Origin of the sequence: Idiomarina sp. UBA3176 (assembly GCF_002364295.1) — a bacterium.
In the GTDB taxonomy this organism is placed as follows: Bacteria; Pseudomonadota; Gammaproteobacteria; order Enterobacterales; family Alteromonadaceae; genus Idiomarina; species Idiomarina loihiensis.
In genome coordinates, this window is record NZ_DEXU01000027.1 from 124,963 (window position 1) to 143,708 (window position 18,746).

General features: G+C 43.3%; 15 protein-coding genes and 1 pseudogene. 8 read left to right on the forward strand and 8 right to left on the reverse strand.

All coding sequences use genetic code 11. From position 1 onward, the window contains the following. Positions 1-160: 160 nt before the first annotated feature. Both B2U97_RS13660 and dnaQ read right to left on the reverse strand, forming a co-directional pair. Entirely contained in the window at positions 161-1,495 is a 1,335-nt protein-coding gene (locus B2U97_RS13660) for a TIGR03503 family protein (RefSeq protein ID WP_286822879.1), read from the reverse strand. Further along, positions 1,480-2,187 (reverse strand): DNA polymerase III subunit epsilon, encoded by a 708-nt coding sequence (gene dnaQ / locus B2U97_RS13665; protein WP_286822880.1) that lies wholly within the window; start codon positions 2,185-2,187, stop codon positions 1,480-1,482. The genes B2U97_RS13660 and dnaQ overlap by 16 nt, the downstream gene beginning before the upstream one ends. Positions 2,188-2,238: 51 nt before the next feature. On the opposite strand from dnaQ, the gene rnhA reads away from it, so the two are divergent. Continuing rightward, entirely contained in the window at positions 2,239-2,712 is a 474-nt protein-coding gene (rnhA, locus tag B2U97_RS13670) for a ribonuclease HI (RefSeq protein ID WP_286822881.1), read from the forward strand. A gap of 2 nt (positions 2,713-2,714) precedes the next feature. Here rnhA and B2U97_RS13675 read toward each other — a convergent pair whose 3' ends face one another. Next, entirely contained in the window at positions 2,715-3,104 is a 390-nt protein-coding gene (locus B2U97_RS13675) for a rhodanese-like domain-containing protein (protein WP_286822882.1), read from the reverse strand. Then, positions 3,101-3,871 carry a class I SAM-dependent methyltransferase gene (locus tag B2U97_RS13680; RefSeq protein WP_286822883.1) on the reverse strand — a complete coding sequence of 257 codons (771 nt, stop codon included), beginning with the start codon at positions 3,869-3,871 and terminating at the stop codon, positions 3,101-3,103. Before B2U97_RS13680 ends, B2U97_RS13675 begins: the two co-directional genes overlap by 4 nt. Before the next feature lie 74 nt (positions 3,872-3,945). Here B2U97_RS13680 and gloB point away from each other — a divergent pair, with 74 nt between their 5' ends. The 3 genes from gloB to B2U97_RS13695 are packed head-to-tail and all read left to right on the forward strand — an operon-like array spanning position 3,946 to position 6,905. Continuing rightward, positions 3,946-4,707 (forward strand): hydroxyacylglutathione hydrolase, encoded by a 762-nt coding sequence (gene gloB, locus B2U97_RS13685; RefSeq protein ID WP_286822884.1) that lies wholly within the window; start codon positions 3,946-3,948, stop codon positions 4,705-4,707. A 48-nt stretch (positions 4,708-4,755) separates the two neighbouring features. Further along, positions 4,756-6,390 carry a LysM peptidoglycan-binding domain-containing protein gene (locus B2U97_RS13690; RefSeq protein WP_286822885.1) on the forward strand — a complete coding sequence of 545 codons (1,635 nt, stop codon included), beginning with the start codon at positions 4,756-4,758 and terminating at the stop codon, positions 6,388-6,390. An 8-nt stretch (positions 6,391-6,398) separates the two neighbouring features. After that, positions 6,399-6,905 (forward strand): hypothetical protein, encoded by a 507-nt coding sequence (locus B2U97_RS13695; protein ID WP_286822886.1) that lies wholly within the window; start codon positions 6,399-6,401, stop codon positions 6,903-6,905. On the opposite strand, the pseudogene ligA reads toward B2U97_RS13695, so the two are convergent. After that, positions 6,902-7,768 (reverse strand): annotated as a pseudogene (gene ligA, locus B2U97_RS13700) (NAD-dependent DNA ligase LigA); the annotation flags it as partial. The gene B2U97_RS13695 and the pseudogene ligA sit on opposite strands and share 4 nt — an antisense overlap. 114 nt (positions 7,769-7,882) lie before the next feature. Here ligA and B2U97_RS13705 point away from each other — a divergent pair. The 4 genes from B2U97_RS13705 to B2U97_RS13720 are packed head-to-tail and all read left to right on the forward strand — an operon-like array spanning position 7,883 to position 13,941. Continuing rightward, positions 7,883-10,018, forward strand: a complete 2,136-nt coding sequence (locus tag B2U97_RS13705) for a hypothetical protein (RefSeq protein ID WP_286822887.1) — start codon at positions 7,883-7,885, stop codon at positions 10,016-10,018. A gap of 1 nt (position 10,019) precedes the next feature. Then, complete coding sequence (locus B2U97_RS13710; RefSeq protein ID WP_286822889.1) at positions 10,020-12,020, forward strand: hypothetical protein; 2,001 nt, start codon at positions 10,020-10,022, stop codon at positions 12,018-12,020. Then, a complete protein-coding gene (locus B2U97_RS13715) occupies positions 12,020-12,550 on the forward strand; it encodes a hypothetical protein (protein WP_286822890.1) in 531 nt (176 codons plus the stop codon). The genes B2U97_RS13710 and B2U97_RS13715 overlap by 1 nt, the downstream gene beginning before the upstream one ends. Beyond that, entirely contained in the window at positions 12,550-13,941 is a 1,392-nt protein-coding gene (locus B2U97_RS13720) for a site-specific integrase (RefSeq protein ID WP_286822891.1), read from the forward strand. The genes B2U97_RS13715 and B2U97_RS13720 overlap by 1 nt, the downstream gene beginning before the upstream one ends. 248 nt (positions 13,942-14,189) lie before the next feature. On the opposite strand, the gene B2U97_RS13725 is transcribed toward B2U97_RS13720, so the two are convergent. From B2U97_RS13725 to B2U97_RS13735, 3 genes are all read right to left on the reverse strand, one after another. Next, the gene (locus B2U97_RS13725) at positions 14,190-15,248 is read right to left on the reverse strand and encodes a hypothetical protein (RefSeq protein ID WP_286822892.1); all 1,059 of its coding nucleotides are present in this window, start codon (positions 15,246-15,248) and stop codon (positions 14,190-14,192) included. 509 nt (positions 15,249-15,757) lie between these two features. After that, on the reverse strand, positions 15,758-18,076 hold the full coding sequence (locus B2U97_RS13730) for a DEAD/DEAH box helicase (protein WP_286822893.1): 2,319 nt from the start codon (positions 18,074-18,076) through the stop codon (positions 15,758-15,760). Further along, complete coding sequence (locus tag B2U97_RS13735) at positions 18,069-18,743, reverse strand: hypothetical protein (protein ID WP_286822894.1); 675 nt, start codon at positions 18,741-18,743, stop codon at positions 18,069-18,071. Before B2U97_RS13735 ends, B2U97_RS13730 begins: the two co-directional genes overlap by 8 nt. Positions 18,744-18,746 lie beyond the last annotated feature (3 nt).

The following is an 18,746-nucleotide window of genomic DNA, read 5'->3' on the forward strand; positions in this document are numbered from 1 at the left end:
ACCAACTGAACTACCACTCCGCATTAGTACTTTGCTTTGAAGTCTCCCTCAACGCGGCGTGCATATTACGAGTGAGGGGCAAATGAGTCAACACTTTTTTTAAAGATTTTAACCGACTGTCTGATTTATATTCAGATCTGCGCTTTTTTAACCACAAAGGTCACTTTTTACTACTTTTCTCTGTTTTTTCAACTACCGCTTCATCGCTCTCAACTGCAACTTTTTTCCGATGAAACTTAAACCACCAGAGCCCGACTAAAGCTAACGCAATGAGAATAATATTAACAACAACGATAATGATCAGGTTCGTCATCGCTTGCTTTTGCTTAGCTTCACGCTCCTGCCTTGCTTGTTCGCGCTGACGCTCCAGTTCTATTTGCTGCCGCTCCGCCAACTCTGCCGCTGTCGGTTCAGGTGGCGGCGGTTCTTTTGCAATAAAACTAAAATCATCAATTCTGGCTTCAAATTCACGGCCACCTTCACTGGTGGCAAAAATATCTAAATCTATAAGATGCTTACCAAAAGCCAGGTTAGCAATATCGACACGGTGTGGAAAACTCTCTATCTGGCTGACCGTAAATTTCCGAACTTCACCGTTCGGAAAGCTGGTTTCACCATTAATCACAAGACTCTGCGGATCTATCCGGTCTTCATCAACACGAATAACAAACTGGTGATTATCGTCCACAGACTCTGACTGAATAACGTCAAATTCAACCGGTAACGGCTCAACCACAACAGGACCGGACTCAAACACTCGTTGGTACAAAGGCGTGGTCATTTCATAAGTGGCCATCCACTCACCCGGTACCACATCTAAATTAAAGAAACCGGTAAATATGCCATCACCCGCTCTCTCATCATGACCACGACCGTCATCTTCAAATTGCGCTACACGTGACGGATTCGAACCAAAGTTATCAAAGTCCGAGTTATTAGTACTGATAAACAGGACATCCAGTAGCACAGTCTGACGAAAACGTGAGGTTTTAACGACTTCGTCACCATTATAGAGCTTCCCTTCCACTTTCAGCTCTTCGTACTGAAATAATGGACTGGGTAAAGGTTCGGCTTCAAAGCGAATATCAGAAATAACTAAAGCTTTATTTTCCTCATCAATACGCCCAGCGGCCTGCCAGGGCCCCGGCTGAGGCTCTTTTATCCGGATGATGTCAAAATTAGGGTCTGTGTACCAGGTTACTTTTTCTGCCGGATAACGGGCGTCGTACCATTTACTCCCGTCAGGCTTGATGAGAACCAAAGGCTTGCTGCCCGGTTCGCGAAAAAACAACAGAGTAATTTCTTCGACGTTCTCATCTATACGGAAGCTTTGCCCTTTAATTGGCAATTTATTGGTAAGATCGCCTTCAATAAGGCTCATAGCACGCTTTTCAACTTCCTCTTTTGAGTCAGAGTCAACCGTGCTAAAACTCTGTACAGCGTAGGCTGATGAGCTACTAATTAAAACCAATAATACTGCTAAGAGTCTTGCCACAGACAATGTCCACCTTCTTCTTTGACTCGCGCCAAACGCTCCTGATGTAATGCTTCTTCATCGGCCGTTGCCCGTAAAACCTTTAATGTAGGACGATTAGTGACTCGCTGATGTTCCACTTTTTGTGAGCCACCCTGATTGTCTTTTCCGTGGCTGGCCAGGTTTAATGCCGTTTGCCCGCCGGTCATCATCAAATAAACATCAGCAAGAATCTCGGCATCCAGTAAGGCGCCGTGTAGTTCACGTGCTGAGTTATCAACGTCGTAGGCGCGGCATAGTGCATCCAGACTGTTTCTTTGCCCTGGCCGCATTTCTCGGGCAAGTTGCAAGGTATCGAGTACAGAGCAAAAATCATTGGTCAGGCCAACAGCCGGGCGAATACGACTAAATTCAGCATCCATAAAGCCCACGTCAAATGGCGCATTATGAATAACTAACTGAGATCCTTTAATAAACTCAATGAAATCGTGAACCACCTGAGCGAATACGGGCTTGTCGGTTAAAAAGTCATTGGTTATACCGTGAACTTCAATCGCTTCCTGCTCGACCACCCGCTCCGGATTAATGTAAACATGGAAATGATTACCGGTTAATTTGCGATTAATAAGCTCCACACAGCCTATTTCAATAATTCTGTGCCCCTTTGCGGGATCAATTCCGGTAGTTTCTGTATCTAATACGACCTGACGCATGGTGAAATCCTGATATACTCGCTGGAAACAAAGGATATAGTAGCAAGTAACATGTCGAACTCAAAAACTGTTCATTTATATACTGATGGTTCTTGTCTGGGAAATCCGGGACCGGGTGGCTATGGCGCTGTACTGGAATACGGCAAACATCACAAAGAATTAAGCCAGGGTTATCGTCTGACCACCAATAATCGCATGGAGATGCTGGCTACTATCGCTGGCCTGCGCGAGTTGAAGCGCCCCTGTCATGTCATTCTGACTACCGACAGCCAGTATGTGAAGCAAGGTGTCGAGCAGTGGATGCATCGCTGGAAGCAAAACGGCTGGCGTACTTCCGCTCGTAAAGCGGTAAAAAATAAAGATTTATGGCAACAATTGGACGAAGAAGTTAATCGCCATAAAGTTGAATGGAAATGGATAAAAGGCCATTCCGGGCATAAACAGAATGAGCGCTGTGATGAACTGGCTCGCGACGCCGCAACGCGCGAGCCTATGCTTGAAGATAAAGGGTTTGGGGGCGAGTAAGTTTACTCGCCTGCAACTACCGGCAGTTTATTCTCCTGCCACGCGCTCATGCCGCCATCTACGCTATAGACATTCTCCAGCCCCATACGTTGCAGGCTCTCCGCGGCCAGGGCTGAACGACCACCGGTTCGGCAAATAAGATACAAAGGCTTTTCGGCGATGCGCTCCAGCGCGTTGTCATATCCGGCCACGTCAGGATGCTGGTTTAGCTGCATTTCCAAAACACCACGGGGCATGTTCACCGCTTGCCGAATGTGTCCCTGTCCATATTCAGCCGGCTCTCTTACATCAATAACGCGCGCGCCCTGCTCTATGGCTTTTTGCAGTTCTTCGGTGTTCACTTCTTTGACATTCGATTTCGCTTTTCCACATAACTCTTGTGCTGTAATCATAATTTACCTCTTATTTGTTTATTAAACTTTGAAAACTGTTTCGTCGTCATGGCTGTTGCTGCCTGCCTTCCGTTAACCGCAAGCTGCTTTCTTTGAGCTGACGGTTTTAATCTGTTAATCAGAGTTTGTTTTCGTGCCACTATGAAATAAGCGGCGCGCAGCCCTGGAATCAGATTGCTCAGCTTCGTTGACCAGTCGCTTCCCCGATGCTCGCTATGGTGCAGAAAATTCGAAACATAAAATTCAGACTCCAGAATTTCGAACCCCAACAACTCCAGCCAGTCTTTAACTCGTACTGGCGTAAAGTACCTTCCTGACCATGGGAAACTCTTTTTATGGCGAATAAAAAAGCCACTTGCCACCGCCGGACTGTAGGGGTTAAACCCCGTAAGTATTAATACGCCATCGTCGTCCAGGACTCGCGTAGCCTCTCTAAGTAACTGGTGCGGATGCCGACAAAATTCAAGGACAAAAGGAGCAATTAGGTTATCAACACTGTCTTCCTTTAGGGCCAGCTCAGTTAATTTGCTGCGAACCGCTACGTCACTGCCTGTACCGACAGTCAGCCACTGAGCCCCATTTTTAAGGCATTCATTAAGCCCCGGACTCAAGGAGCCTATAGCCACAGTTTTACCCGGCTTTAGTCGCCGCTGATGAGCGCGAATTAAATCAGCCGTCTGCTCCATCATATATTGTCCGCAGGCCATTTGCTGCCAGTTCCCGGGAGCCGCTAAATCAATTTTCGAATATGCTGGTTTAATTAACACGGCTAATTCCTGTATTATGAACTTATCTTCAACTTACTCGCTGGGTTTCTCATCCTAGCGTTATAGGGGTTAACATGCGAGTGCACGCAATTGAAGCTTTCGACGACAATTACATATGGGCAATTGAAACCAATAATAATGACAAAGTTATTATTGTAGACCCCGGCGAAGCCAAACCCGTTCAACAATGGCTGGAACAAAATAATAAAAGTATTGAGACTATTTTAGTCACTCACCACCATTACGACCACACTGGTGGCATAGCGGAATTGCTGGAACACACCGCGTGTCCGGTTATAGGCCCGGAAAACCCTGATATAAAAACGCTCACCCGCACAGTTACAGAAGGCGATGAGCTGACCGTTGGAAGTATTCAGTGGCAAGTATTAACCACTCCGGGACACACCCTGGATCACATCAGCTTTTATACTCCCGGCTTTTTATTTTGCGGTGACACGCTGTTTTCCTGTGGTTGTGGCCGTATGTTTGAAGGCACACCGGAACAATTTACGCAGTCCTTGCTAAAGCTGCGTAAGCTGCCGGGCGAAACTCGGGTCTTTTGTGCCCACGAATATACTCAGGCAAATGTAAATTTCGCATTAAAAGTTGAGCCAGAGAACGCTGTGCTGCAAAGTTACGCTGAAAAGGTCAGAATGTTACGTGAACAAGAGCAGATCACTCTGCCAAGCACGCTGCAACTGGAGTTAGCCATTAATCCCTTTCTCCGGTTTGACCAAAAAAGTGTTATTGAAGCAGCAAATAAGCATGCCGGAAGTGTAAAAAACAGCCCTGAGGATGTTTTTTATACAATTAGGCAGTGGAAAGATAATGCGTGATTCTTTAAACTCCTCAAGATTTTAATAATTATCGGAAGTAAATTACGCATGATAAACAGCAAGCGAAAGAACGCATGGTTAAAGTATTGTATGGTGGCCAGTGGCCTGGCATTGAGTGGCTGCCAGAGCACAACGCTGTTTAGTCATAATGATCCGGTAAAAACGAAAAACGAACCTACTGAACTTAAACTGACAGTCATTCCGGAAGAAGTGATCAGTCAGCACGCCGAAGAAGAAATCAAAGTCAGTGAGCCCGTAAAGCTTACCCCGCAAGAACAGGAAGATTTGTGGGTGCGTATTCGCCAGCAATTGAGCTTTCATGTGCCTGATGTACCCAGAGTACAAAGCCAGCGAAATTGGTATGCCAGCCATCCGGAGTATTTAGACCGTGTTGCTAAGCGTGCCGAACCTTATCTTCACCTTATTGTTGAAGAGCTGGAAAAGCGTAACATGCCAGTTGACCTGGCCTTATTGCCGATAGTGGAAAGTGCCTTTGACCCCTTTGCCTATTCGCACGGCAGTGCCTCCGGTGTCTGGCAGTTTATTCCGGGCACCGCGCGCCAATATGGTCTGGATATCAACTGGTGGTACGACGGTCGTCGTGATGTTTTTGCCGCAACGCACGCTGCACTTGACTATTTGCAGGCGCTTCATCGTTACTTTGACGGTAACTGGATGCACGCGCTGGCAGCCTATAATTCAGGTGAAGGCCGGGTTGCTGCCGCAATTCGCAAAAATGAACGTCTGAACAAGCCAACCGACTTCTGGAATCTGTCATTACCGCGCGAGACTCGTGCGTACGTGCCCAAATTGTTAGCCTTAGCGGAAATACTCGCCAATAGTGAAGAGTATGGTGTGGCCTGGTATCCAATCGAAAATCAGCCAAAGCTTGAGGTTGTTGAAACACCAGCACAAATTGACCTGGCATTAGCCGCCGACATGGCTGACATGCCACTGGATTTACTGCATCAGTACAACTCTGGTTATAACCGCTGGGCAACGGCACCGAACGGGCCTCACCGTTTACTTCTTCCGAATCAAAATGCGGAAAAGTTTAAACAGGCCTTAAACGAAACTGAGCCAAAAGACTGGCTGAGCTGGACCCGCCACGAAGTTAAATCGGGTGAGAGCCTGCTCGTTATTTCCAAAAAATACAATACGTCTGTTGACGTGATACAGCAGGTAAATGACATCAGCAGTGATATCATTCGCGCAGGCGACCATCTGTTAGTTCCGGTTGCGACACTCAATATCGATAATTACAAGTTATCGCAGGATCAGCGCCGTGAAAATCGTCAAGATCAAAAACGCTCCGGTAAGCGTATAGAGCACGTAGTACAATCTGGCGATACGCTCTGGGATCTAAGTCGCGCCTATCAGGTAAACTTGCGCGATTTAGCCCGCTGGAACTCGATGGCTCCGGGCGATTATTTAAGACCTGGGCAAGAGTTAGTGGTTTGGACGGAAGCCAAGCCATCGTCAACGGTACAAAGCAGTATTAACAGTATTATGCGTAATATCAGCTACCGTGTGCGTAGCGGTGACTCACTAGCCAGGATTGCTGATAAATTTAATGTCACCATTCGCCAAATTGAGCAATGGAATAACATTCAACGCAATCGTTATCTACAACCCGGACAAATGCTTAAGTTAAAAGTTGATGTCACCGAGGTCAGTAGTTGAGGCAACCTATGAACAACGTAAAGTACTTTTTTGTCTTTGCAGCGCTGCTATTTAGCGCTCAAACTTTAGCCGACTGGAAAGCCGAAGGTAATGGTAAAGTCATCTACCCGTCAGGCCGTACGGAACCTTTAACCTTTGGTTTTGAGTATAAAAAGGTTTATGACACCATTATTTTTACTGCCGGCAAATCGCAAATGCGTACGTCCGAAATGCCGCCAAATTACATTCTTAATCTGTTTGTAAATAAGCAAGGACAGGTTTACGTAGCAGAATTTGCTAACGGTTTTTTCAAAGGTTTCGAGCTCAATATTGGTGACCATAAAGTCAGCATTAATCATCGCCAAGAGTTTGACGAAGATGAGCCCTTAAAGCACTTGCGTGTGCAAATCGATGATCGCAGTTTTCTGTTGGAAACCACTCACCCGACTATCCGGTTCGAGTTTGACGAAGAAAAAGGCATTGTCGATATCAATGGCTCAGGCCTTCTGAAAGACCTGAGCGCAAAAGGACGTTAGTCGCGAAGCAGCTCAGCTAACCCATTCTCGTCTAGTATATCAAGCCCAAGGGATTGGGCTTTGGTCAGTTTTGAACCGGCATTTTCCCCGGCAACCAGTGCCGTTGTCTTTTTAGAGACACTGGAAGCTACTTTCGCCCCTAAAGCTTCTAAAGCAGACTTAGCCTCGTCACGAGTCATGGTCGACAAGGTACCGGTAATAACATAGGTATTTCCCGATAAACGGTCACTTTGCACGGAGCTTGCCTCTTCACCCTCAGGCCAGGAAATAAACTCACGCAATTCCTTAACCACCTGCTGGTTATGGGGTTCATGGAAAAAAGACACAATATGCTTAGCGACAACAGCACCAACATCAGGAACTTCCTGTAGCTGTTCACTTTCAGCGGCAATTAAAGCATCCAGGTTTTTGAAATGATTCGCCAGCGCGTTTGCCGTCGCTTCCCCTACTTCCCGAATACCTAACGCATAGATAAAGCGGGCTAAAGTTGTTTCCTGTGTCGCTTTAATAGCATTTCGTAGATTTTCAGCAGACTTAGCACCCATTCGTGGCAAAGTTGCTAATTCAGCTTTGGACAGACGATAAAGATCGGCCGGTGATTTTATCCAGTCCCGTTCCACCAGTTGCTCGACAATTTTATCGCCTAGCCCGTCAATATCCATGGCTTTACGGGAAGCAAAGTGTTTAATCGCTTCCTTTCGCTGAGCTGCACAGTACAAACCACCGGTACAGCGGGCAACGGCCTCTCCCTCAACGCGTTCAATTTCGGATTCACAAATTGGGCAGTGCTGAGGAAATTCAATTGCCTCAGTGTTATCAGGACGCTTATCTTTTATGACACTGACCACTTGCGGAATCACGTCAGAGTGTCACTTTCAACTTTCAACGAACTACGCCTTATCGCCCAGTAGCTATTGTAATTTTTCAAATTATTCCTAGGTTATCTCTAGTTGATACGTTCAAATAGGACTTTTAGTATGTCAAATTCCGAGAACTTGGATGGAATCTATGCGGATTTAAGCAAGGAATGTTTAGCTTTTATCGAGCATCATTCTAATAACCTTCCACCCAAGAGGCGTGCCGAACTTGCGATACCCCTTAATCACTACATCCGAGTGCTTTCGACTCCTTTAAATAACGATGACGGCCCAGCTCTTTCAAAAGCCCTGACATTTGTCCGAAACCACCTGTGTTCAAAATACAAACGTCTTGTAGCAGCGAAAAAATTATATGACATTAAAGTGCTGCTGGACGAACTTGTTAAGAACGAGATTATTTCAAGCAACTTCATCTTTCCATCCGCCCCTCGAAATGCCGAAGAATACAACGTCTATAAGTTACAAAAACTACCAAAGACGTACCTGAGTCAAATAAAAGCTGAACCACTGTCAGCGGACGAAGAGTTTGAACAAACCCTATCGGAGACCTGCACAACGGAGATTGCCAAACGCCTCAAAGAGCATGTCTATAATTTTAAGCACGCTAAACACCACAGAAGTCCTTTATCCAAATTCCTTAGACAACTCAGCAAAACCCATTTGTCCTGGAATCAACAACCAAGGGTTATTGAAGGTGAACTTCTTAAATTCAGGAATTCAGAACTGAGTAAATACAGCCGGGCTACAACCTACAGCAGATTTCAGAACGTCAAGAATGCATTCATTGTTTTAAAAGATCATGGACTCATACCAAATGAAACAGAGCTTCCAGGCAATCTTCGTCGAGACACCAACACCGAGAGAGTCAGAACGAACAACCCGTTGTTGAGTTCAACGTATATTTACGATGAACGTAAGATAGAGACTTTCCGCAATACCGATGATTTCATTAACAGACTAGCGGTTCAGCTCAGAAGTAATTTGGATATTCTGCTTCAAGAAGCTCGCAGAACAGTTTGGCAGGCGTATCAGAAATTCGCTAACAAAGATGTGCTTATCGCTAACAGCCAACGACCTGAGTTTTTAAAAACCAGAGATTTCAAAGTTCCTTCATTAACTAAAGTCGGAGTTCGTCTAAATCCATTTTACAAATTATCCCCTCTACGGCATGAAAATCTACTTGCCTACTTCGATCACTTTTTTGACCAGTTCACAGGGCAACAGCCAAGGCCAAAGATTTTCGATCTGCACCTTACAGACGAAGTTAGAGCTCATCTGGCACTAACTGTTGCAGTTGCCTCGGCGATGCAGGTCATTATCATCGAGGAACTGGGAATAAATCCTTACTCACTTTACAAAGTTAAAGTTTCTACAGATGGCCGTGGGCATGAGTTCGTTCAGGTAACCGATAATGGATCAGTAAGAATAAAGGCTTCAAAACCTCGGGCTCGCCGGTCGAGATCGGCTCACGCATCAGGGACTCTGAAGGAGCTCAGCTCGATCGAGGAACATAAGATTAATGCTGCCGTCTGCTTGCAAATGGCCCTCAACATGACAGAGCGATGCAGAGCGAGCACTCAGCAGAACGACCTCTGGCTCTGTAAAACCACACAATCGTTAGTAAGACCAAAGCCCGAAAGCTTTCAGAATGAATTTAATCAGATGAGAGATCATGTTGCTTTAAAGTACCCTGGTCTGAAGTTCGCTTCACTCAAGAAAATTAGAACAAGCAAAGGTGTGTGGATTTATCTGACCTCTAACGGTAACGCTTTAAAAACGGCAGCCTACCTTGGAAACACTGTTAAAACGACTCTCCATCGGTACATACCTCCCTACCTCTCGGAACTAGTTTATCGTTCAAAAATACGATCTTTTCAGAACATATTATTGTTCATGAGCGTTGCGAACGAACAGGTACCAGAAAAAGGCTTCAGGAAAGCCTCTTCTGACCGCGAATTAGATCTTAAAACAGCATTTTCCTACCCTCATATGGGAGGGAGACTCCATCAAGCACTAACCTCATTTGACGAAAGCGCAACGGAAGAGCCCCCAATATATTTCTGCGTTTCGCTCAGAAATATCAAGCTTGCACTTAAATATCTAAACCACGGAAACGACGAAGCACTTAAACATCATTGTCGAGCTGCAATCCAAAAAATCGCTGAAGGTCCAGTAATAATGAAACAGCTCTTGAGGCAGGCGGAAAAACAATTAAAAGAAGCAGGAGACATTTGAAATGGAAAGAACCGGAATCAACCCCTTAAAAGAAATTAATGACTCAAACGAAATCATTGAAAATCCGTCTGAGTTTCACTACGCCAAGCCATCCTGGATGATCAATAACGACGTATACGACACAATATGGAAGGTCGCAGTCGTCGGTATCGAAGTAGATTACAGTAGTGACCTAAATCTGGCTCGAACAATAACATTCTCAAAGCCCGTTTCAGAAAATTCGTTATTAACTGACCCAGCAAATAAGCACCTTTTAAAGGATATTCAGAATAGCTTGCTTTACCTGGATACGAAAGGAAAAATAACAAGACCGAAACGAATTGCAAGTGTCCTTAATTCTATATGTCATCTCATTAGGCATGCTAACGAAGTAAATTCAAAACTCAATAAGCCAAAGATAAAGCTGCTTTCCCAAATTCGCTTTGATCACCTAAAGGGTTACTTATTAGATTTTCAAGTCGGAGAACAAGTGTTTAGCCAAGCTCTTGAACATATATTGGGTCGATACAAATCTAGAAGCCAAATTGATTGGGATGAGGTTAAGTTTAAATTCAACCTCAGCTCAAGAGGTTTTCTATCTCTGAAAGGAAAATTAATCGGATTTTTAGAAGATAGTCACCAAGACTTTCAGGCAATGCAAAAATATAAAAAACAGCATCAAGACGCGCATAGAAATTCATTTGATGTAGAAGAGCACTTATTGCCAACTGAAAAAACGATTTCTAACGAAATCTCCAAACTAGAAGCGCTTTTTACAGCTCGGCCGGGCCAGGTGTATAAATTCCCCCACTCTTCAATGAACCTTTTTGCAGGAGGTGAATTAATTTTTGAAAACATGCTTAGAACTCAAAAAACTGCACTCATTCCAGCTCATGTTTGTTTCCACGCCATCTCTTCCTCACTAACCTTTTGTCGAAAATATGGAGAAGCACTGCGGGAGTATTTTGCAAATTTCACCAGAGCCGAAAAGACTCTCTTGGGTTTTATTGGGGTTAACGAATACCAGAAATCATTTTCAAGTATCCAAAAAGAACTTTTCGAAAAAACCGTCCTTCCTGATGCACTCAATGAATTGAAAGTCTCCTGTTTTCCTTTCATAGAGCCAGACGAGCATGGAGAGGTGGATAACAAGCTCTTTTTTTATAAGGCGACACGTTTATACACTGCTGCGGTTTTTACGCTCTTAGCCACGTTCACCAGCGCGAGGATAAGCTCACTTTTAGGTTTATCCAGAGACTGCTTTGTACAATCGCCAATGGACGGATTATTCGATATCGTGCTACGAATTCCAAAAAGCTCCGAACGATGGCAACTTGAGCAGGTTCACCGCCCGATTCCAGATCTCATCTATGATTATGGGCTTGAATTCGCTTCGTTTTCCAGTGAGATCGAAGACAGAAGAGGTCTCTTTGCAGAAGATTCTGAGTCATTTTTATTCAGCAGAAGCATTACCCCACGCTCACTCACTACTTCCCTATTATTTAAGGGAACTAATGACGCAAAAGTCCACTTACAACCCATTTCTGGCGACACAATATATGCCTACTTGTCAGAGTTCACGGACTGGAGTCAGTCGCCTCTAATCGGGCGAAGGAGATGGTATCCAAGACCTCACCAATTTCGCCGCTTCTTTGCTGTTTTATATTTCAAATTCACCCAGGACTCAGGTTTAGAAGAGCTATCTTGGTTTATGGGGCATGCTGGCTTAGACCAAACATTTCACTACGCTGAGGTTTCCCCCACCGACGAATGGATTGACGAAGCAGAATCGACAATTGCAAAGATTGCCTCTTCAGTCCATAAACCAATAAACGCAGATGAAGAAATCCAGAAAATTGTTAGGAAAGCGAGGCAATCTTCCAGCGTTACCACTGTTATCGAACCTTTGGTTCGCGAACTCATTGAAAAGCATAAAGCTAAGACCAAACAACAAGTGCGCTTCCACAAGATCGATGGTGATGACGTCTTCTTTTACTTTACTCAATCCGAGGAAAGCCATTAATGTCCAAGTTCAAACCTGGTCAAACGTCTGATCGAATTCGGAAAAGGAAAAGTGATATAACAAGGTCCATGCTCGCTAAGGCTGAGGCAATTAATTTGGTAAAAACCATTGATGAAGTTCCGTCAAGCCTCGAATTGAAGGGCAACTATATTTCTGAAGCTTCAGTGTACAAATGGAGCGACGATAAACTAAGCAATATCCTATCATTCTCTCGAAATACAGCCTTCGCAGAGCATAATGCGCAGGCACTCAAGGTTCTCCGAAAGTCGTTGAAGAGAGCAAATAACAACCTTGCCGTCAAACAAAACTCTAAGAGCTCTAAATACCTTCATAATCATGACGATGACGCTCTTTCCATGCTCCGCAAAGAGAATGAAGATTTAAAGATTGCCTTGGCCGAAGTCTACCGCGCATATCTTCAAGTCATCGATAATTACCAAGAGGATAAGCAAGCGGACGAATCATTCCGGTCATTAATTTTAGAACAGGCACGAGTGCTTGGAAAAAAACGACTCTGGCAAGTTAAATAATGTCAAAAGTCGCAATCGCTAAAGCACCAGATTTGAGCTTCCTTGTAACGAACAAGAGACTAGCAGATCGTGGTGCGTGCGAACTTCCCCTCATCTTGATGAAAGGAGGCCAGTTTAACTGGACTGCCAACGCTTTTTTAACCGAAATCGGGGGTGGTCCTAAGGTCTATAACATCAAACCTCTTGCTCCCACGGTCGTAAAAAAAGCTTATAGCTTAAACATATTCTGCTCATTTCTGGAGGATGAAAACCTTACTGTTCGAGAGGTGGATGATAGCGCCCTCTACGAATTCGTTGACTGCCTCAAAGATAGGGGCATAACAGACTCGACAATCATCTCTCATGTCAGACTTGCTCTTCAGTACATATCTTTCGTTTCTGACCTCCATCCAGAAGCTATTTTGGCGACACTTGAGAGCGACGCGACGTCTGATTACAAAGTACACATGGGAGAAAAGAAGTTTAAGAAAGGAAACCGCGAGATAACATATCTGACACATCATTGCCTTGAAGGGCTTATTCATAACGATGCAGGGATAGAATACATCCGAGATTATGAATTAGAAAAATGGCTAGATGCGATCAATTGTACGACTTTTCACCCTGAGATCGATGAGTTCTTGCTTAGTCGATGGCAGGCGTTCACAACACTGCTGGAGATTACTGGGTCTAGAATTACTGAAGTTCATAAAATAAGTCGGTCATCGATAAAAAAAGCCGCCGAATCCCTTTTGGATCCTAATAAGGCCCCTGTCATTAGAGATATCCCAATTATGAAGGGCAAATACCGAGGGAGAACACGCGAAGTCAGAGTGTCGCAGGATGATCTCCAAATTATACTTTGGCACATAAACCTCATAGAGCGAACTTTCCCGAATATTACTCACGATTCCATTTTCGTGGACTCAAGAAGCGGAGCAGAACTGAAAGCTTCCTACCTAAAAAACTACGCAAAAAAAGTTATCAACGGGAGTAAATACTGTCGGGACTTGAGACATATCACGAATCACTCTTTCCGCCACAGGTTCATAACATTGACTGTGGCCAAGGAGCTACGAAAACTGTCAGCTGCTGGCAGTTTCCAGAACATTTTAACAGTAGCTGCTACCGCTTGCCGTAAAATTACCATGCACGCGTCGAATGACACATTGTCGAGATATGTTCACTTGGCAAGTGAAATCAATTCCCCAGACTCATCTGAACAAAGCGATAACTGCAAGGAGTCAACACCAGTTAAAATTAGACTTCAGAAAATATTTAAAATAGCTGACTGCTATAAGTTGAAGGAAATGAATGACAAAGAAACGCTCGCTTCACTTCTGGAAACGATTTCGGAGCTTCAAAAGCTCCCCTCGCTTAAGTCGCGGGGACCCAAGGAGGAACATCACTAGTCCTGAGAATATATTTATAGCATTATGCGATTGAATAGAAGCCCTGATATCATTTGAAATTCGAATAAATAGAGCGATGCAATTCCAACAGAGACTCTAAAGATTGCCGCAAACCCCCGTAGAGCTATCCCCAAATTCGACTACCTACCACCACATGACGCTGGAGTTAAAATGCCTCAATATAGGATCCAAAGCTATACAACAGTGGCCTGTCCAGAGCTTCCACGTTAAGCGTACTCTTAAAATCTTCAATCTCTGTCTCGTCGCCCAGAGATTACGCTTAGAACATTAACAACGGCATTCGTGGCTTCCGCACACAACGCCGCTAACCTAAAATCGGCCGTACGCCGGTGCGTAAGATCGTTAGCTAGATCCAGTGAAGCTCTAGCATGACGCCGTATATTTTCATTCGACTTACCAGGGATTATTGCAGATACATAAGCATCGATCATTCGCTTTGCATCAGTTTTAGACGGAGAGATTTCTTCTTTGCTGGAATGTAGCTCTGGGTCGTAAACAGCTTGAGCAACAGAAATCAAAGTTTCACGGGCAAGTAACCCAACGCCTTGATACTGCTCTTCTGTTGAGGCCTGCGCCAATCGGATTTTTATCTCGCCCATACTACGATCTACTCGCACCCAACCTGTCGGATCATCGAAAACAGGATTAATTATTTGAGACTTCATCCCCTTAACCGTCTCGATTAGAGGATCGAACATTTTTCCTAAGTATTCTCTTCTAGACTGATATGTTGGAAGTGAGCCTTCGCTCCATTTCCCGTACCACTGCCACAAGTCAGGAAAAGAAATTGGGTTTGCTAAGTTTCTCTCTCGTAAACCTTCTGCTATTTCAGAATATCTTGACTGATACTCCATGTTTACACTCTGAATTCTGGCTCCACCGGTTGAAACGGAAACCATCAGATTTTTCTGAAGCTCAAGTTTACTCAGCAGCTCCTCGTGAATTACTTTGTAGGCTTTACCTTGAATATCCTCAGTCAGCTCTGGTGAAACAACCACTTCGTCAATCCGTGCTTGGCTGTAAGATCGAAACAAAATCTCTGCCTTGTTTCTTATACTTTGCTCGACCCCTTCTATCACTAGCTCAATATTGGAATATAAATCGATAGGAACGCGGCAATATAAGCCGTAGATGCTCGTTCCTCCATCCCAGTTGTCATAACCACTAATTTCAATAATACAGTTACCTTGGGACAAAACTTGGAATTCAGCGGCTAGCTTTTCCCGTCGAAAAAGATTCGCAAGGGTGGCAACTATGCGTCTAGTATCGTCAATGACCGGATCCATATTCCTCCTGATTTGAGCGCCTAAATAATCGACTCCGGCTTACTGTATTCGACACTGGAAACGCGAAGTTGGCTGACTTGCTGCCTGGTTTACCGCATGACTATCGCTGTAATAACTCAAGGCAACTTGCTCTCACAGTATGTCTGATAACCTTGACGATGTTTTCTTATCCTACTGACCTTACAAGCTTTAATTTATCCGAGCAACCATAAACGCGAACAATTCCCTAAGCCACTTTGCGAGGTGTTTTCTTCAGCAATATTTGGCCAGATTAGATAATCCATGAGAAAAAGCCTCTTGCGCTTACACATAGCTTTAAGTGTTTCACTACAAAGTAAAAATACCAGTTCTGATTACGTACACCGAAAAAACGCCCATACCTAAAGCTTTAAGCCCTTCATGCAAATCACTCAAAGTAATTCCAATGCTTTGAGCCACCAATTATTGTAGGAAGTACATAAGCCGAAAAAATTGATTGTCACTGCATTCAACCGATAACTTGTTGGTTGCTAATAAATATATCTTTCCAAGATGGAACGCTGTTCCTCATTAAGCTCGCTCAAATCATCAACAAAGATAATCCCGTTCTCGTCAATATGATGAACGTACTTGCTGATCCACTCTGTATCCTCTGGGTCAAAGCCATATTTTAACAGCCAAATTTCAACTTCATCGTTTGTACCGTAACGAATAAAGTTTTTAAATACCTTAGCTCGTTCATCTTGAGTTTTCTCGTAATAAATGGTCAAAGCCGCACATAGAGGATCTGCTAACGACAAACTAATAACTTTATCTAAATAATCGTATGTATCATAAACTAACAAGTCATAATCAAATTCTTTTACCGATGTACCACGCCCAAATAAAGGAAAAGCTCTGGCATCTATGTTTGGTAAACTCTCTGCTCTAGCTGAGTATTTTATTTTTATTTTATTAAACTCAACGTTATATTCTTCTTGTGTAATCAGTTTTTTTCTCAACTTCCGCTGTAGAGCCCGCCTTTCGTCCCGATTTGTTAAGTATGAATGCCTCAGCGATAAAGTTTCGCTAAACGATTTTCCCTGAACTCTCCAAAGCAAAAGGGGGATTGATGCGCTCAAAATTGTTTGTTCAGCTTGAGTTAAAGACGTTCGTCTAAGGTGGGTGATATAAACGTTTTTAAGTTTATCTTTTATTTTCTTACGATCGTAATCCTCAATTTCATAATATTGATGACCACCTATTGTCTTATCGCCATCTATTAACTTATCCAATATAAATTGTAAGTCAGCTTCTAAATTTGACTCTGTCAATCGCTGCACTTGGGAGTCAGTAAGGTGTAGCTCATCATCAAACGTATCAGTTTTTATAGCCGTTACTAGGTCAGAGAAATCCTCTGGTATATTTTTCGAGTCATCATCTAACTTCGATTCTTGCTTTAGTGTTGTGGGCGAATTAACTCTTTCAATGAAAGTTGCCACATTCTTACTATTAATTATTGTATAACCATAATCAAAGTAGCCTTTCCGTAAGGTGGTTCTTCCTGCTCGGCCAATTAAATTTTTAAGTGTTAAATCTCGCATATTGTGGAAATTGTCTATCCACACGCAGTCAAAAGGCATGTTTATACCTTGTACCAAGGTGGCCGTTGCAAAACAAATCTTTGCATGCCCGTCACGAACGAATTGTTCAATCAAAAGTCTTGCTTTGAGCGGCATAGACCCATGATGCACGACAACACCCCGCTCCATTAGGGTTAGGAAAGAGGATTGTTTTCCAAATTGCCCGTCTGACGCTCCAATGTATTTCTTTAATAGTTCGATTATTACCAGTGCATTATTGCTTTTTACGAATGGGCATAGCTCAATATATTCACCAAAGCCCTCAATGTGACCGCCATTGAAAATTTTGCTCTTTGAAATGTAAATAAGAGCAGTGCCTCCATTAATTAGTGTTTCTCGAACAACATCGGTTTCACATGCGACTATGTCTGATTCGAAGTTTGGGGAAAAGTAATCGAGGGTTCCATCTTCGTTCCTAGATAAATTGACTTTCCCAACATTACTTTGTTTAAAGTTTTTTGAATCCGAATCCTTGATAAAATTATGTTTTAACAATTGAGCTTCTGGATTGGCAATAAATGGATGCGCAAATACCTTCTTTGCTTCAGGAAAAGCTTTTTCTGTTCTTCTGACAAAAGCATCAAATGATATGCCTCTTATTGGCTCCTCAGAGATTTGGGCTTCATCAAATAAGAAAAGTCCAACATCAAATACATCAACGTATTTAAATAGCTCCACGCCTCGCTCCGGAGTTATAATAAAAATCCGCCTTTCGGTGTGGTGTTGGTTTATGTTTTCAACAAACTGTAGGACTAAAACTTCTTTGCTTACTAGGTCGGTCACTGAAGAGTAAAACTCGGCAATCAATGCACGAGACGGCACCACGATAACAATATCGAACTCTTCTTCTTGAATTAAATCTCGGAATAAGTGCGACTTACCCGTACTTGTAGGAGCTGAAAAAGAGTAAAATCGTTTCGAGGATATAGATTGAAAAGCGCTAGCCTGCATGGGTGTGTACTGCTTACCAAACTTGTCCTCAATCGTACCTCCCAAATTTTGGTAGATAGACTCAAGGAATGATTTAGGCTCATCCAGTTTATAAAACAACCCCATAACACTTAAAATTTTTGACTCGTATTCAGCGAAAATATCTGGATGAAAAATTTTTATTAAGCTCAGCTTTTCCAAAATGCCCAAATCAACTGGGCCATTTTCATGAAACTCTCCAATTGATCTTTCTAAGATTTTTCGTATACCAACTCCTTGAATGATATTGTTAAGCACTTACCTTAACTCCTATCAAATATATTGCCTCATATTGCAATAATGACTTTATATGTTGTGACTTAAGTGCATTGTCCATTATCTCAACTAAGTCGTCAGAAGTGATGGAAAACGCCGCGCTGTATGACTTATAGCCAGCAGCTGCATTTTGTATAGCGGCTTCCGTGACAAAATTTCTTAGGTCAGGGAGTTCCTGAATGTCTTTTTCTTCGGCAATAAAATCTCTGATCTGACTAAGAGCTCTGCCATGAGCGTTTTTCACCCCACTATATTTCGCTTCACCAAAAGCAATCAATGCCGCAGGGGATTCAGTATGGAAATCAAAGCCTGGATTACCTGAAATTTTCTCTTTAATGAATTCAGCTAGAGGCAGTCGAATGTGAGCTAAGTGCAGCTTTAGTGAGGTCTGTGCAACATCAGAAACCAGATACTCACCGAAATCTTCGGAAATTTCGGATTCTACATTGTTCAATATTTCATTAGTGATCTTATCTCTAGTTCTTCTAGAGCGTGCTTCATAACCCATTCGGTCAATTACATCGAGCTCATCAAGCCAGCTAGTATCAAGGGCTACAGCCATCATTTCTTTAACACGCTGTTCTAAGTTAGAAATTTCAATGGCTATTGAGAAAATTTTGCCTTTAGCGGATGGGTCAAAATCTGACATATC

Coding starts and splice junctions, on each gene's coding strand:
- dnaQ (WP_286822880.1), bottom strand. CDS start 2,187: ATGCGTCAGGTCGTATTAGATACAGAAACTACCGGAATTGATCCCGCA.
- rnhA (WP_286822881.1), top strand. CDS start 2,239: ATGTCGAACTCAAAAACTGTTCATTTATATACTGATGGTTCTTGTCTG.
- B2U97_RS13675 (WP_286822882.1), bottom strand. CDS start 3,104: ATGATTACAGCACAAGAGTTATGTGGAAAAGCGAAATCGAATGTCAAA.
- gloB (WP_286822884.1), top strand. CDS start 3,946: ATGCGAGTGCACGCAATTGAAGCTTTCGACGACAATTACATATGGGCA.
- B2U97_RS13690 (WP_286822885.1), top strand. CDS start 4,756: ATGATAAACAGCAAGCGAAAGAACGCATGGTTAAAGTATTGTATGGTG.
- B2U97_RS13695 (WP_286822886.1), top strand. CDS start 6,399: ATGAACAACGTAAAGTACTTTTTTGTCTTTGCAGCGCTGCTATTTAGC.
- B2U97_RS13705 (WP_286822887.1), top strand. CDS start 7,883: ATGTCAAATTCCGAGAACTTGGATGGAATCTATGCGGATTTAAGCAAG.
- B2U97_RS13710 (WP_286822889.1), top strand. CDS start 10,020: ATGGAAAGAACCGGAATCAACCCCTTAAAAGAAATTAATGACTCAAAC.
- B2U97_RS13715 (WP_286822890.1), top strand. CDS start 12,020: ATGTCCAAGTTCAAACCTGGTCAAACGTCTGATCGAATTCGGAAAAGG.
- B2U97_RS13720 (WP_286822891.1), top strand. CDS start 12,550: ATGTCAAAAGTCGCAATCGCTAAAGCACCAGATTTGAGCTTCCTTGTA.
- B2U97_RS13725 (WP_286822892.1), bottom strand. CDS start 15,248: ATGGATCCGGTCATTGACGATACTAGACGCATAGTTGCCACCCTTGCG.
- B2U97_RS13735 (WP_286822894.1), bottom strand. CDS start 18,743: ATGTCAGATTTTGACCCATCCGCTAAAGGCAAAATTTTCTCAATAGCC.